This is a genomic window from Cellvibrio sp. pealriver, from assembly GCF_001183545.1.
In the GTDB taxonomy this organism is placed as follows: Bacteria; Pseudomonadota; Gammaproteobacteria; order Pseudomonadales; family Cellvibrionaceae; genus Cellvibrio.
Map to the genome: position 1 here is coordinate 853999 of NZ_KQ236688.1, position 13589 is coordinate 867587.

Consider the following 13589-nt stretch of genomic DNA (forward strand, 5'->3'; position numbering starts at 1 on the left):
TGGAGGTGGCTTGCCAGATTATTTTTTATTCCTGTATTAAGTGCAATTTTTTGGTATACAGCTGCGCTTCTTCTAACCGATTTTCTTTTTTCAAATAAGTAACGAGTAAACTCAAATTATCACGTCGTTGTTCAGGTGCATTGATCAATAAATTGATGGCATCGGGTCTGCGTCCTAGTTGCTCCAGCGTTAGGGCATGAGCTTGTAAGTAAGTAAGATTGGTGCTGTCTAATTCAGTAGCGCGGTGCAACGCTTTTTCAGCCGCAATGTAATTTTTTTGACGAATTAAACTTAATCCAAGGGCATAGTGCAAGGCAGCGTTAGTGGGATTTATGGCGATGCCTGTTTGCAAGCTTTTTTGGGCTGCCGCTTCTAGCCCTTGCATGCGGTAAAGATCGGCCAGGTTTAAATAGGCATTGGCAAACTGGGGCGATAATTTAATCGCAAGCTCATAGGCGGTTTTCGCTGCGGTGAGGTTTTGTTGCCGGGTGTAAAAAATACCCAAGTTCATCTGTGCTTCTGGTGTATCTGCATTCACCTCTTGGGCTTGAATATATTCCGAAAATAGAGTGTCCAGTTGCGCTTGCGTATCTTTGTTTAAGTTTTGACTATTTATTTCTGCTAACAGGCGTGCCACCTCTAATCGCACGACTTTGGCTTTATCCTTGGCCAGTGGCAATAAATAATCTACACGTTGAGCGGCGGGCAGCGCTGCAAAAAAACTTACCGCCGCTTTGCGCATCAATGGTTCTTTAGCTGTTAATTGCTGCTGGGCACTGGCTAAACTTGCTGCTGTGGGTGGCAGTAAACTCAGTGCAGTGGCTTGCACCAGTGCGGGTGTTGCAGCACTAGTGGGCGATTTAATCAGTTTTATGAGTGCTGGTTCGGCGCTGGCTTGTCTCTGTTGCGCAGCGTGAATGGTTTGGCCGTAGTGTGAGGGTAAGGTTTTATCTTGCTGTGCTAGCCACCCTTGTAGTGCTGTTGCGGCCCAGAGATTTGTTTTGTTTTGATGGCAATTAACGCAGGCATTAGGCGTACCTAATACATCACTCAAATCGGGGCGTGGAATACGAATGCTGTGGTCGCGGCGCGCATCGACCACCATGTAATGTGTGCTGGGCATATGGCAGTTAACACATTGCGCACCTTCACTCTTGGTTGTGTGATGGTGATGTTTTGGGGTATCAAAATGGTCGGGCGCGTGACACTGGGAGCAAACCTGATTTCCCGGGGCACGCAATTTGAGTGAATGAGGCTCATGGCAATTGCTGCAGGTCACCCCCTTATGGAACATTTTGCTCTGCACAAATGAGCCCATCTCAAATACTTCATCGCGAATTTGACCGTCGGGGTAATGGAGTGGTTCATCCAAAAGCGATAAATCAAATGTATTATGAAATTCAGCAGCTGGCGCGCCATGAGGTAGCGCTTCGCTAATTTGTGCGCGTCGCCCATGGCAAGAGCCACACACATTTATTTGAGTATCATCTCGCTCGCCACTGTGAACCAAGGTTGGATGTTCTTTGGTTTTTAGCCAAGCGCCAACAGGGCTAAGGGATACATCAAAACCACTGTGTGGATATTTTTTTGTCGCCCCTTCTTTTACTAGTTGTAAATGTTTTTTACCTGGCCCATGGCAAGCTTCGCAACTTACATTAATCTCCGACCAGAGAGTACTGTAAGTATTATTGGTTGAATTGTAATTGCGCTCAAGGTTGGTGGAGTGGCAGGCAGCACAGCGACTGTTCCAATTAAAATAAGCGCCGGTCCAATGCAATACATCATTGTGCGGAATAGCTTCGTTAGGGTAAAGGTGATACCAGCGTTGTCCGCCATCCGCCTTAGGGCGCGAGTCCCAGGCGATATTCAGTGCTTGATAGCGACCATCGGGAAAACCGATCAAATATTGCTGTAACGGAAAAAAACCAAAGGTGTAGTTAATCTTAAAATTTTGCTGAACTCCCTCAGCATTCTCAGTCTCTACCCAGAATTCGTTGTCTTTGCGATAAAAACGCGACTTGCTGCCAAAGTGCTCAAACATTTGATTATTAAAATTTCCTAGCACCGATTGTTCAGATGCTTCGCGCATAGCCCAATCGTGATCGGAATTTTGCCACTGTTGGTATTCTTTAAGGTGGCAACCTTTGCAGGCCTCTGCGCCGATAAAATTTTCGGCAGGGCGGGCAGGGCTTGCTGCACTGACATTCAGTGCACAGGCTGTTAACGAAAAAATTTTCAGGGTGGTTGTAATAAAACGAATCATAAAAATCACAGGGTTTGTAAATTTTGGATCATCTTGGCGGCAACAATGTCACGAATGGCGGAAGATTGACCGGCATTATGACCTATGCAAATATCGCTCTCAGCAAAAATTCCTAGTTTAGGGAATTTATTATTGCGCTTCCGCTGAGCCTTGTAATTTTTATTATTTTCCAAAACGCTTAATGTACAGGCTTTTATTGACTTCTTGCGCCGCCTTTACTAAGGGTGTGTAGGGGATGTCGGCAACACTTACAAAACCCACATTATAATTCTCACCGTCATAAGCCCGCCCAGTTAATGGCGAGTCAATATACTGAAACCAGTGTGCCCCCACAAAATAGGGGTTTTCAATCACACTATTGAGATAGCTTTTATATTTTTCACCGCGATCAAATTGAGATTCTGCATGTATTAACCCAGGGTTTAAGAGGCCAGAGTCAATGGCGCCATTATGGAATTCACCAATAATGCTGGGTTTGTCTAACTCAGCTAAAAAATCCCAATAAGGTTGATCAATACCTTCCCTATAGTAGTTGTAGCTCATCACATCTACATATTTTGCGGCGGCTTTTAGTACTTCAGGTGTCATAGCCCAATGCGCAAAGCGTGGGCCCATATACAGATGATTCGGCATATATTTTGTTAGTGCTTTATCTACGCGACTGAAGTAGGCATCAGCATAAAGATAAAGCAATTCAGAGAAGTCGCCCAGCATTTGTGCATTATAAGATGTCAGCTCTACCGGCTGAGACAGCTGTGCCCAAGAAGTATGTTTTAAATCCCATGCGGTATTTAAGTTTTCTATATTCTGATACTTATTTTTCAGGTGATTGATAAATTCCTGTTTTAAGGGACTGTCATCAGCATTCCTTTTTAATCCATTGATAACAATTCCATACTGGAGCGAAGGGCTACCCATACTCCCCCAGCTTTTTTCATTATCAATAAATACGCCTACACACCATGGGTTGTTTTTTACTTCATCGGCTATTTTTTTAATGGCCTTGTTGGTGCGCTGTGTAAATACTGGGTCAAATGGATCGGGCATGGCACCCCAATAGTCGTTGCCTGAATTAACTGTTTTGAAGTCACCAATAATCCAACCATTAGCAAAATAAGGAAGTCTATTCATTTGATAGAAGCTAGCGTCCACCCAATTACCAAAGGATGTAAAGCCCCAATTATGCATACGTTTGATGGTGGTGTCGCGCCAGTCTTGCATTAGTGCTTCTTCATTTTGCGTGGCGTATTTACGGGCTAAATTAGCTCTATAGAAACTAAAGGTTTCGCCTTTTTTTAAGCTGCCAGAATGTACGCTGCGGCGATATCCATAATTGGCGCCTGCAGCTTCACTGTAGCTGGGCAGCCAAGTAAACATATCAGCCCTCAATTGGGAGCTTATATGACGCGATGGCCAAGCTTGTTTCGGGGCAGTGTTTAAACCTATCGAATCTTCGGGGGTGTAATCGCCAGCATCTCGTTGTTTGATTAGGGCAGCATCAAAATCATAACCGGTAATGGTTGAGGTGTTCGCCATGCGAATATTGGCAATACCATTCGAGAAAAATAGATAGCCTTCTGGATCAACGAGAGACCATTTACCCTGATATTTCTCCGCCCGAAAGTAACCGGTACTTTTTAACTTGGGGCCATTTATCCAGCCATTAAATGTTGAACGGGATGGGAATTGTTGGTCAGTTAAATTTTCTTGCTCTTGTTGTGAAAAACTACGTAATTGATCGGCGCTGTAAACCTTCCCAGCGAAGTCTTGTTTTGCATTTTGGCCATACTCATCAACTAAACCAGTGAGGTATTCTGGGTCAAAATTATTAGGTTTAACTACGCGGAGGTTATCAATGATTAATTGTTTATTTTCCAATACGCCTGAAATAAGCAGACGAATAGATGTGATTGCACTAGTGTCGAGTGTTTTTGTGCCGCCTCGCCAAATAGTTGAAATATAGTTATGGGGCCAACTGGGTGGGTCGTTGCGAATTCCGGTATTAAGAAGAAAAGATGGTACTTTAAGTTCAATTAAGTAACTGTTATTTGATTCAGCTGGTACGGCGACATTACTTAGTTGAAATGCTCCGCTTTTATCGTAAGTATATATGTAGATGTGGGTTGAACTTTTTGTTGAATTTTCAATATCTAACACGAGAGCTGCTGATTCATAATCATTAAAATTCCATGTGTTTGACGGGTTGATGTAAACCGATGAATCATGATTGTTGAGTGAGTCAAAATTGATTTCTAACCCGTGATTTCCCTCATTAACAATGAGTTTCGATCTGGCGTTTTGTAGCTCAATTGCTTTTATGTCGCTCTCGTTTTCAAAATCAAGCAGAATTCGTTCTTTAACTTCAAGCAGGTTAATTTTATCATTCTTGCCTTTTTTGTGTTTTGGTTCAGCGCAGGATGCTATTAAAAATAGACTAATTATGCACAATATAATTTGATTAAGATGTTGTGAGTTTTTCATTGGTAGGTTCCTGGTGCTAATGGACAACAGTATTTTTTTTCATTAGGTTTTTAATCTGTGGTTCATCAAGAGCCGAGTCAAAGATGTATAGTTCATCTAATTGCCCGCGGAAAAAACGATTATTTTGATTGGTGTTTTGATCATCAAACGCAATATTACGACCCATAGTTAATGGTTTTGAATTTGGGTGATTAAGGTCGGTAAAGACTTTAGCTATAGATTTGTGATCGCTGTATTCTAAGTTGCCATCTACATAAATAAGGACATGTGTACTAAGATTTGCGTCTTTGCCACCAAATAAAACAATTGCTAAGTGATGCCAATTGTCATCGCGTAAGTCGGTAGTTCCCACTATTTCACCTTGATTCGTTCCTATACGGATGCGACCAAGGGGGCCACTAACAGCTAATGGATTCAATGAAATTTGCCATGCGGATTGCACATCGCTCAAGCCCCAATTCAATATTCCAAACCCTTGTGATAAAGAAAAATCTTTAGGTGCTTTCAACCAAAAAGCCACAGTTCGAGGTTTGTGCCCGCCGATCCCTTTATATGCAGTGGCCAGCCAGCTGTTTTCACCATCAAAATTAACGGCATTTCCAAATTTACCTGGTACGGTTGATATGCCTGCAAGTTTCTTGTTTAGTGAATTTACTTTTGCGTTGTAGCATTTGCCGTCTATTCCCGTGCCGATACAGGAAAATTCTTGTTGTGATAAATCATCAAAAGACCAGTGCAGGTAATTGGGTTGTGCTATTGATCGGCCAGGGAGACTGCGCATAAAACGATTGGGGTTATTTTGAATGTTAATAACTTGTTGTTGTAAATCAAACGCGCGAGCTTGATCTTTAACTAATAATTGGTAGGGTTGATCGGTACTGGCTCTTACTTTTACTTCACCGGTAAGTACGTGCACCTGACTTTTTCCATCATCTTCAACACTAACGCCAAACTCTGTACCTAAATCAATAATGCTCGAACTGGGCGTGTCAACTTTGAAACCGGTGGCGGCTGGCGGTACATTGGCGACTAGTTTTCCGCGCCTTAACAATAAGTGCTCATCCGATAGTATATCTACACTCATTGGTGCTTCTAATAAAAGACGAACACCATTTTTCAGCGTGATTTCGGCATAACCTTGGCTTAAGGAAAAAGGGCCTGATGATATTTTCTGCCCTTCAGTCAATGGTTTGCCTGAAGAAATGGCGGAAACAACTCGATATACCGCACCTACCTCGGTAATTTCCGGGGAAAAAATCTTTAGTAAAAACAGAAAAGAAAGAAAGCTAATGGCTGCAGCTAGTGCATACCAGTGTCGCTTGATATTGAATATCTTTACAGTTTGGTCGCGTATGGCAGATTGGCTATTATCGCAATAACGACTATTAAGTTTCTGTTCTAGTTTTTGCACAAAGTCATCTGTTGAGTTTTCATTTAATAAGTGACTCAATTGCCTGTGCATGACGCGTTGACTAGCCAGCTTATTTAATAGATCTGGATTTTTAGCAATGGCCTCTGCTAATTGCGACTCAACTTTTTCGCCTGCGATATAGTCCGCTATTAATTGTTCATCATGATTTCTCATTCGCTTTCTCCTTGCTGCTGTTTAATAATGCAATCGCGCAGCCATTCACGGCAGCGATATAGCCGCATGGTCATTGTTGAATGTTTTACGGTAAATTTTTCACAGAGTTGTTTCACACTAAAACCCTCAACGTAATGATCGCGTAATATCGCCTGTTGATCAGGCTCAAGCTTCAAAAAACATCCTGAAAGCCCGGTAAAATCAATTGCATCCTCCGTGCTTATGCTCCCGCTTAATTGTTGTGTGTCTAGTAACTCTTGAATAATGTCGGGTTCATGAGGTGTGGAACGCAGATGCTTTCGGCGATGATTGCGGATAAGATTTAAAGCAATACCAGAAATCCATGAACGAAAAGCGGCAGGGTCATTTATTTTTTTTAAATTCTCATAGGCCAATATAAATGCCTCTTGTGCGAGGTCATCTACATCTTGAGTGTATTCAGTGCGGCTGGCTATAAAAGCGCGCAAATAACGTTGATTTAGCTGCACTAGTTTACTGAAAGCAGACCGATCACCCGCTTGAGCCGCCTTTACATGGGTGCATACATCTTTGTCGGCTACTTTATTTTCCATAAAGCTACTCTTGGCTGACTCATGAAATTTTCGAAAAAAGAATGAGTTTTAAAAAACCTATTACAGATTTAATTAGGGGCATTCTCTTGTAAACGCTAAATCTTTACAGAATTTCAATTGCAAATAGACTGGCGGGAGCGCCAGCTTCAGTATGAGACAATTCGATATTTAAACAATTGGACAGCAGTGGAGGGTTAAAATGAATGATCTTTATGCTTTGATAATTTCCCGCGCAGGCATATAGCTCTTCGCCATATGCATTTAATACGCGGATGGTCTGTACACAACAAGGCATTTGAGTTTCTGGATGCTCCATCAGTACAGTTTCTAAGGCGTGATCAGCATCAGTATCGAAAAATAGTTTTAGCCCAGTTATTTTAACGTTATCTGACCAAGATAATTCGATATTAGGGTTTTTATCTTCAAGTTTAGCAACCCAAGCATTTGTGCCGAGATAAGGACGAATAAAACCACCGCGTAAATGCTCTGCCGAATAAGGTTTGAGTGCGGGCGATAGGTGTAAGGCAAGATTATGTCCATTGGGGCGACGCTCAGGCGTCCAAAATTCAAATGAGTCTAAACCACTATTTTTGGGCGGGTCTTGGCGTCCAGTGTTTGAAACTGCCTTGTGAATTTTATTAAGCAGTGTGCATAGTCCAGTTATACGTTGATCGGTTAACGCCAGACTTGCGGTGTCATTGCGCATAAAACATAAAAACCCATATTGTTGCTGACTTAATTCAGCCATAAATTGTATGTTGATATTTTGTTCGCCTGGTGCAAGTGAAAGCTCAATTCGTTCCACTAAAATATCGGGTGTGTAGTTTCCGATTTTGCTGCTTATACGTAACTCGCATATCAAAATGCTTTCCATTTGTGCGCGGACATCGATATTTATCTTTGGCACCGGGCCTGCGTTCAATGGGAGTAATTGCGCCAAACTTTGGTCTAATGTTTTGAAGTCACCATTAGCAGGTAAATTATTTAATTCGAAAGTGGAGCTGGCTTTAATCTTGGCATTTTGCATTAAAAGGGAGGGTGTTATGGGGATCAGGGGGATTGACTGCCCATTAAGATTCAAGCGTTGCTGAAGTTCTTGCATGTGTTTAGGCGCAAGTAGTGCAGCAGGTTTGCAATTTAATTCACGGCAAAATGCAGCAGCCTCGCCAACCGCCTGACCACCATGGGCACAGGTAATCATTACGCGAGTTGATCCAAAAGCCATATGGCTTGCACTGATAATGCGTCCCGCTAAAAATAGATTATCAATATCACGACTCACAAAACAACGATAGGGAATTTGATAAACCCCTTTAGAGTGAAATTGCGAGCATGCAGGCTTATCGCTATAGATGCCTTCGGCTGGATGTAAATCAATCGCCCAGCCGCCGTAAGAAACTGCATCGTCGAAAATGTGTTGCGTAACAATATCCTGTTGCTTCAGCATGTAATGCCCTTCGAAACGCCTACTTTCGCGCTTGCCCGGAATAGTGCCCACCCATTCTAAGGTTAAGTTTTCTACGTCTTCAAATTTTCCGCTATTTTTTATGTAATCCCAAATGCCATAAACAATTTTCCAAAGCTCCCACTTTATATCTTCACTTTGGTAGATAGTATCAAGCACGCCGCCAAATTCTAACCACCAAAACTTACAACCGGAATCATTGCCATTAATATTTTTGCAGCGAGGAATAGCGGCAATTTCTTCGTGGCTATAAGCAAAGTCAGGTTTGGTGAATACCACTGGGCGGTCTAATTTTTTACTGTAAAAAAATAACGAATGACCGAGTAAGTCGGTACTTTCATTTTTAGGCGCCATGAGTTCGCCAAACTCATCGCAAGACTCTGCACCCATACGAAAACTTGCACCGGCATTAAAAGCCAGTATGCCATCACCGCTTGCGTCACAAAATAACGGGGCATTAATATGGTATTGAGTAGAGTTTTGGCTACAAAAGGCTAAAACGCTGTCTATGTGCGTAGCTAAGGTTTTATTTACTTGAAATACTGCAGTGTTTAACAGCAGAGTGATATTAGCTTCAGCGGCAACTTTATTTAACAAAATACTATCAAAAATTAGCGCATTACCCAGTTGATTTTGTTTTAAGTTGTCAAGCATGATCTCATCAATTACACCTCCCTCACGCGACCAGCGATTATTATTGCCCATGTGAGAGGTGGCACCGAGGGCCCAGAGTCTAACTTCGGAAGAGGCATTGCCACCGAGCACAGGACGATCTTGTACTAATACTACACGGCTGCCCGCGCGCGCTGCAGTTATAGCTGCACAAACTCCCGCTAAACCACCACCTGCAATCACTAAGTCGGTATTAATAACTATTTCTTTGTTTAAACGTGATGTTGAACTAAAGGGTGTAGTAATCATGAAGGTACTCTGAAAATTCTATGTTTTAAAATTTAAATTATGGATTGGATTTTCTAGCTTTTATTTGATCGGGGCTTAGGCACTGATAGAAATATACCTCAGGTTTATGCACCAGATCTGTTTCCTTCATGTCAGTGTTATTACTGCCAGGTATTAAATTACAATCAAATCTGCCGAGAAAACTGAATTTTTTATCAGGTTTTTCTTTGTCGCAAAAATGCGCTAGCCCCCAGCGGATGCCTTGCCCATTACCGGAGTCATCAAACGCATCTGGCACATAGGGGCCTGCTGCAATCGGCATTAAAGAGCTGACAGCCGCTAAGCTAAAGTTCACGCCATCTTCTGCATATTGAATCGTATTGTTTTCATTGCCATTGCGTGTAGCTAAGGCAGCAATGCCTTTTTTAAAGGGGAAAAAACATGTTTCATGCCCTGAATTTAATACGGGGTTTAAGGCGTGTTTTTTAAAGGGTCCCAATGGTGATTCTGCGATAGCCAAACCATTAGCCACTAAATATTCAGGCCTATCACCAAAGGCGGCTTTGTAATAAAGATGAATTTTATTGTTATAGATAAGTAAATAAGGATCATGAATGGAGTATTGATCCCACTCACCGGGTGCACCATTAGGTACCACCACATTGCCGCAGGCTTGCCAGGGGCCATTGGGTGAATCAGACATCGACATGGTTACCGGGCAGTGATCACCCTTAAGTCCACTTGCTTCCATGAACGCCTGATAATAAAGATAGAATCTACCCTTCCAAATTAGAATGTCAGGAGTGCTCACGGAGCGCCAGCCAAGCTCAGGTTTTTGTGGGCGTTTGATTGCCACTCCTTGTTCTTGCCAACTAAAGCCATCTTTGCTTGTCGCGTACCATATTTCTGCTAAATCCCAATCTGTTGATGGAATTTCATCGCTACATTTAAGCGGCCCTTGGGGTGCTGCGATGGTGTGACGTTTGGTATACCAAACATAAAAAATTTCATTGTGTTTAATGATTTTAGAGGGGTCTCGACGAGAAACTCTCCCTGTATCACCTTGGTAATCAAAACCTTCTATTCGCGTATATTTAAAACTGCTGAATAGATCATTGTCCTCTGGGCGAGGGCTTTGGTAATTATCATAGAGTCTACTCATTGCGGCACTTAACTCACGCTTAGGGCGCTGTTGAGGAATGTCCCATGGAAATCCGCCAGAATCTTGGTCGCTCATTAATTGCTCCTTGAAAACAATTTATCTTTACCTAAAAGTATCAGAGCAATTGCAGTAATAGCTAAGCCCATGGTGGTAATAATAAGGGTGCCAGTTTCAGCTGTTACACCTAAAATAAACATCGTTAAACCCACGGCGGAAATTCCAATAGCAATCACCCGAATACCGCGGTTATTTTCAGTTGTGTTTTTTGTTTCTAAGTTGGAGGAGTTTTTTTCATGAATTTTTTCAGCTGAAAATTCGCCTATTTTTTTATGCCCAGGCGCTTCGTGGCCACGCACTCTAAGCCGCCATTCAAATATAGCTAGTAGGAGCGCAGGCAAGAGCACGCCTAATAACATCTCTTCGGTGCGATTTAAGGTGATATTGAACAGAGTGGGGGATATAAATTTAAAAAAGATATTGACAGATAAGCTAATGAATGTAGTTGCCAAAATGCTCGTGCCAGTTTGAAAACGAGAGAATAACAACCATACCGGAGGCAAAAATAATGCGCCTCCCGTTAGTGCTGCCATGGTCATAACTACATTTACCACACCGCCTAAAAAGGGCACCAGTAGTGCAACTGTAATGGTGCCAAACCCTAATAAAACAGTGGCTAATCGGCCTACAAATACTAAATGACTTTCTGATGATTTGGGTCTAAGAATACGGTACACATCATTGGTTATTACACCCGCAGTAATATTTAGTGCAGTATTGATTGAGCTTGAGGTTGCGAAAACCATACCTGCAACAATTAACCCTAACATGCCTGCCGGTAAAACTTCTTGGCACATCAATAGGTAAGCTCCCTCGGCTTCGCTAATGGATAAATTAGGATTTATCAAACGATAAACCATAGGCGCGATCATCCAAATTAAGGGGCTAACCAAGTAGAGCGCGGCAAATAACCAGGCTACTTTTTTTGCGTCTTTAGGTGTGGATACACAGGTGAAACGTTGAATGTAGGCCCAGTTCCCAGCAATAAAAAATAAATTAAATAATCCAAATGCAAAGATGAATGACCAAGTAAATTCGCCCGCAACAGGTGCAAAAAAATCCTCTGGCGCCTGTTGAATAAATTCATTTAATCCGCCAATACGATCAAGCGCTAAGGGCACTACAATTAACACCGCCGCCGTCAGCACTACAAACTGTAAAATGTCGGTCACAATGACGGCCCACAAACCACCCACTGCAGTATAAGCGAGAATAATTAGCCCTAAAATAATAATGGTTTCAGTGATCTGAATGCCTGTAGATACTTGTACAATTTTAGCGACAGGATATAAAAATGTTCCGGTAGAAAATGTGCTAATAATTAAAAATGTTACCGTATATACTTTTTGCACTCTTAAACCAAGCCGAATTTTAATAAATTCGGCTGCTGTTAAGACCTGAGTCGCCTGCCATTTTCCTGCGATAAAAAATCCAATTAAAAGCCCAGCTATACACATAGTCCATTGAATGGTGATGGCTACCCATCCGTAGCTATAGGCGATAGAACCCCAAACAACAAAGGTACCTGCGGAAAAAAAACTCATGAATAGCGATAAGCCACTCATCCACCAGGGCAGCGCGCCACCGGCGGAGAAAAAACCACTGAGGCTTTTCCCTGCACCGGAAAAACTAAGGCCACAAGACACTACAATAAACGTAAATATGGCAATGACACTTAAATCAATTACACCCATTTTATTATTCTCACTGATTCATCCCCACTAGGATCTCCCTCGGCAGAGAGATCGCATAAGTAAATTATTTTTTACGTGTGTAATAGCGCACATAATCAATTTTCATACTTGTACTATTGATGGCGTCGGTAACGGGCCCGGCTATTTCAGCTTTTAAAATAGCCAAGCTAAATAGTATTGTCTGCTCACTGAAGCAAACATCATTGCGCATGCTGTAATACAATTTTCCATCCATATAAAAATGGAAATAATCTTGGTCCCACGCCATGCCGTAGGTGTGCCAATCACTAGAGTAGTCAGCAACATCGGCGGCATCATACTGGCTGATAAGCTCCCATTTTTTTCCGTCAAAATATTCAATCGTATAGTCGGTAATTAAATTTCGGTATTTTCCTAGTGACGGACCGCTTTCTTGCAGCCAACCATTGGCGAATTGGATCGCTCCAATTTCCTTAGGGGCATCCCAACTTAGCTCCAACCATTTGAGACCATGCTTGCCAGACACCCAACGTGTATCTAGGCGATTATCAATTGCAAAGCTTTCTTTTGAGGGGAGCTTATCGAATACACCACTGGTTTTGAGATTGGCATCTTTGGCAAGCGCATAATTTGTAACACTTGTTGAGTCCAATGGGCTCATTACATCGGGATATTTGGTCGCAGGGGGGAATACTTGAAATTCATGAATGTGTATTGATTCTGGGCTAGTGCTACGCAGACGAATTTTGGTTGTTTTGATCGGAGTCTTTAGCACAATGTTGTGTCCAGGCTCGCCATCTAAAGAGTGGTGTAATTGATTGTCATCATGGCTTACCTGACCATTTGGCAGGGTATAGGTATCGGTCCAATTGTGCACATTGGTATTAATGATGTTGGGATAATGGCCTTCATTAATGTCGATTTCACAAGCCTTTTGTCCTGCCGCAACCCCTTGTTTCGGCCATAACCAAAATGAATTATTCGTACCGTAGGCACCGGCATATTTATAACGCGCCTCAAAATACCCATAGTGGAAAGTTCGTTTGCTCCAAATGTTTCCCGTGGTCCAGGGCTGCGATTCTGCACGAGTCTCTTTTTTACTCAGTAATTCAAGTACGCCATTTTTCACCACTGCGTTTTCACGCCAGCGGCTACTCAACACCCACTCATTTTCAGTTGCACCATTCTGACTGATCCAATTATTCTCCAAATCCGAGTTTTTATAATTAAATTCGTCGCTCCATTCAAGCTTCCACTTTTTAAGATCTAACTGACTTTCTTGGGCGAGTACTGTTGATGATGCCAATACAACTACCAGCATATTTATAGTAAAAAAACTTTTTTTAACCACCGGTTAACCTCGCATTAATATAAAAATATAGTAACTGAATTAATTGAGCTTAAACCCTATTGTTAGACTTATCATGGAGG

8 protein-coding genes are annotated in these 13589 nt (G+C 42.2%); all 8 read right to left on the reverse strand.

Annotated features, from left to right (window positions below):
• Window positions 1-25: 25 nt before the first annotated feature.
• The 8 genes from VC28_RS03480 to VC28_RS03515 all read right to left on the reverse strand — a co-directional run bounded on the left by VC28_RS03480 (window position 26) and on the right by VC28_RS03515 (window position 13509).
• A complete protein-coding gene (locus VC28_RS03480) occupies window positions 26-2263 on the reverse strand; it encodes a tetratricopeptide repeat protein (protein WP_049629426.1) in 2238 nt (745 codons plus the stop codon).
• 162 nt (window positions 2264-2425) lie between these two features.
• Complete coding sequence (locus VC28_RS03485; RefSeq protein WP_156184275.1) at window positions 2426-4744, reverse strand: beta-galactosidase; 2319 nt, start codon at window positions 4742-4744, stop codon at window positions 2426-2428.
• A gap of 16 nt (window positions 4745-4760) precedes the next feature.
• Complete coding sequence (locus VC28_RS03490) at window positions 4761-6329, reverse strand: LamG-like jellyroll fold domain-containing protein (RefSeq protein ID WP_049629427.1); 1569 nt, start codon at window positions 6327-6329, stop codon at window positions 4761-4763.
• Window positions 6326-6901, reverse strand: a complete 576-nt coding sequence (locus tag VC28_RS03495; protein ID WP_049629428.1) for an RNA polymerase sigma factor — start codon at window positions 6899-6901, stop codon at window positions 6326-6328. The genes VC28_RS03490 and VC28_RS03495 overlap by 4 nt, the downstream gene beginning before the upstream one ends.
• Window positions 6902-7004: 103 nt before the next feature.
• Window positions 7005-9287, reverse strand: coding sequence for an FAD-dependent oxidoreductase (locus tag VC28_RS03500; protein WP_049629429.1), 2283 nt, complete (start codon window positions 9285-9287; stop codon window positions 7005-7007).
• Window positions 9288-9324: 37 nt separating this feature from the next.
• Window positions 9325-10503, reverse strand: a complete 1179-nt coding sequence (locus tag VC28_RS03505) for a glycoside hydrolase family 117 protein (protein WP_049629430.1) — start codon at window positions 10501-10503, stop codon at window positions 9325-9327.
• Window positions 10503-12179 carry a sodium:solute symporter family protein gene (locus VC28_RS03510; RefSeq protein ID WP_049629431.1) on the reverse strand — a complete coding sequence of 559 codons (1677 nt, stop codon included), beginning with the start codon at window positions 12177-12179 and terminating at the stop codon, window positions 10503-10505. Before VC28_RS03510 ends, VC28_RS03505 begins: the two co-directional genes overlap by 1 nt.
• A gap of 64 nt (window positions 12180-12243) precedes the next feature.
• Window positions 12244-13509, reverse strand: a complete 1266-nt coding sequence (locus VC28_RS03515; RefSeq protein ID WP_231591632.1) for a family 16 glycosylhydrolase — start codon at window positions 13507-13509, stop codon at window positions 12244-12246.
• Between the last annotated feature and the right edge of the window lie 80 nt (window positions 13510-13589).

Excerpts from the sequence above, each read along its gene's own strand:
- VC28_RS03495 (WP_049629428.1), bottom strand. The coding sequence starts at position 6,901 with ATGGAAAATAAAGTAGCCGACAAAGATGTATGCACCCATGTAAAGGCG.
- VC28_RS03485 (WP_156184275.1), bottom strand. The coding sequence starts at position 4,744 with ATGAAAAACTCACAACATCTTAATCAAATTATATTGTGCATAATTAGT.
- VC28_RS03505 (WP_049629430.1), bottom strand. The coding sequence starts at position 10,503 with ATGAGCGACCAAGATTCTGGCGGATTTCCATGGGACATTCCTCAACAG.
- VC28_RS03490 (WP_049629427.1), bottom strand. The coding sequence starts at position 6,329 with ATGAGAAATCATGATGAACAATTAATAGCGGACTATATCGCAGGCGAA.
- VC28_RS03480 (WP_049629426.1), bottom strand. The coding sequence starts at position 2,263 with ATGATTCGTTTTATTACAACCACCCTGAAAATTTTTTCGTTAACAGCC.
- VC28_RS03510 (WP_049629431.1), bottom strand. The coding sequence starts at position 12,179 with ATGGGTGTAATTGATTTAAGTGTCATTGCCATATTTACGTTTATTGTA.
- VC28_RS03500 (WP_049629429.1), bottom strand. The coding sequence starts at position 9,287 with ATGATTACTACACCCTTTAGTTCAACATCACGTTTAAACAAAGAAATA.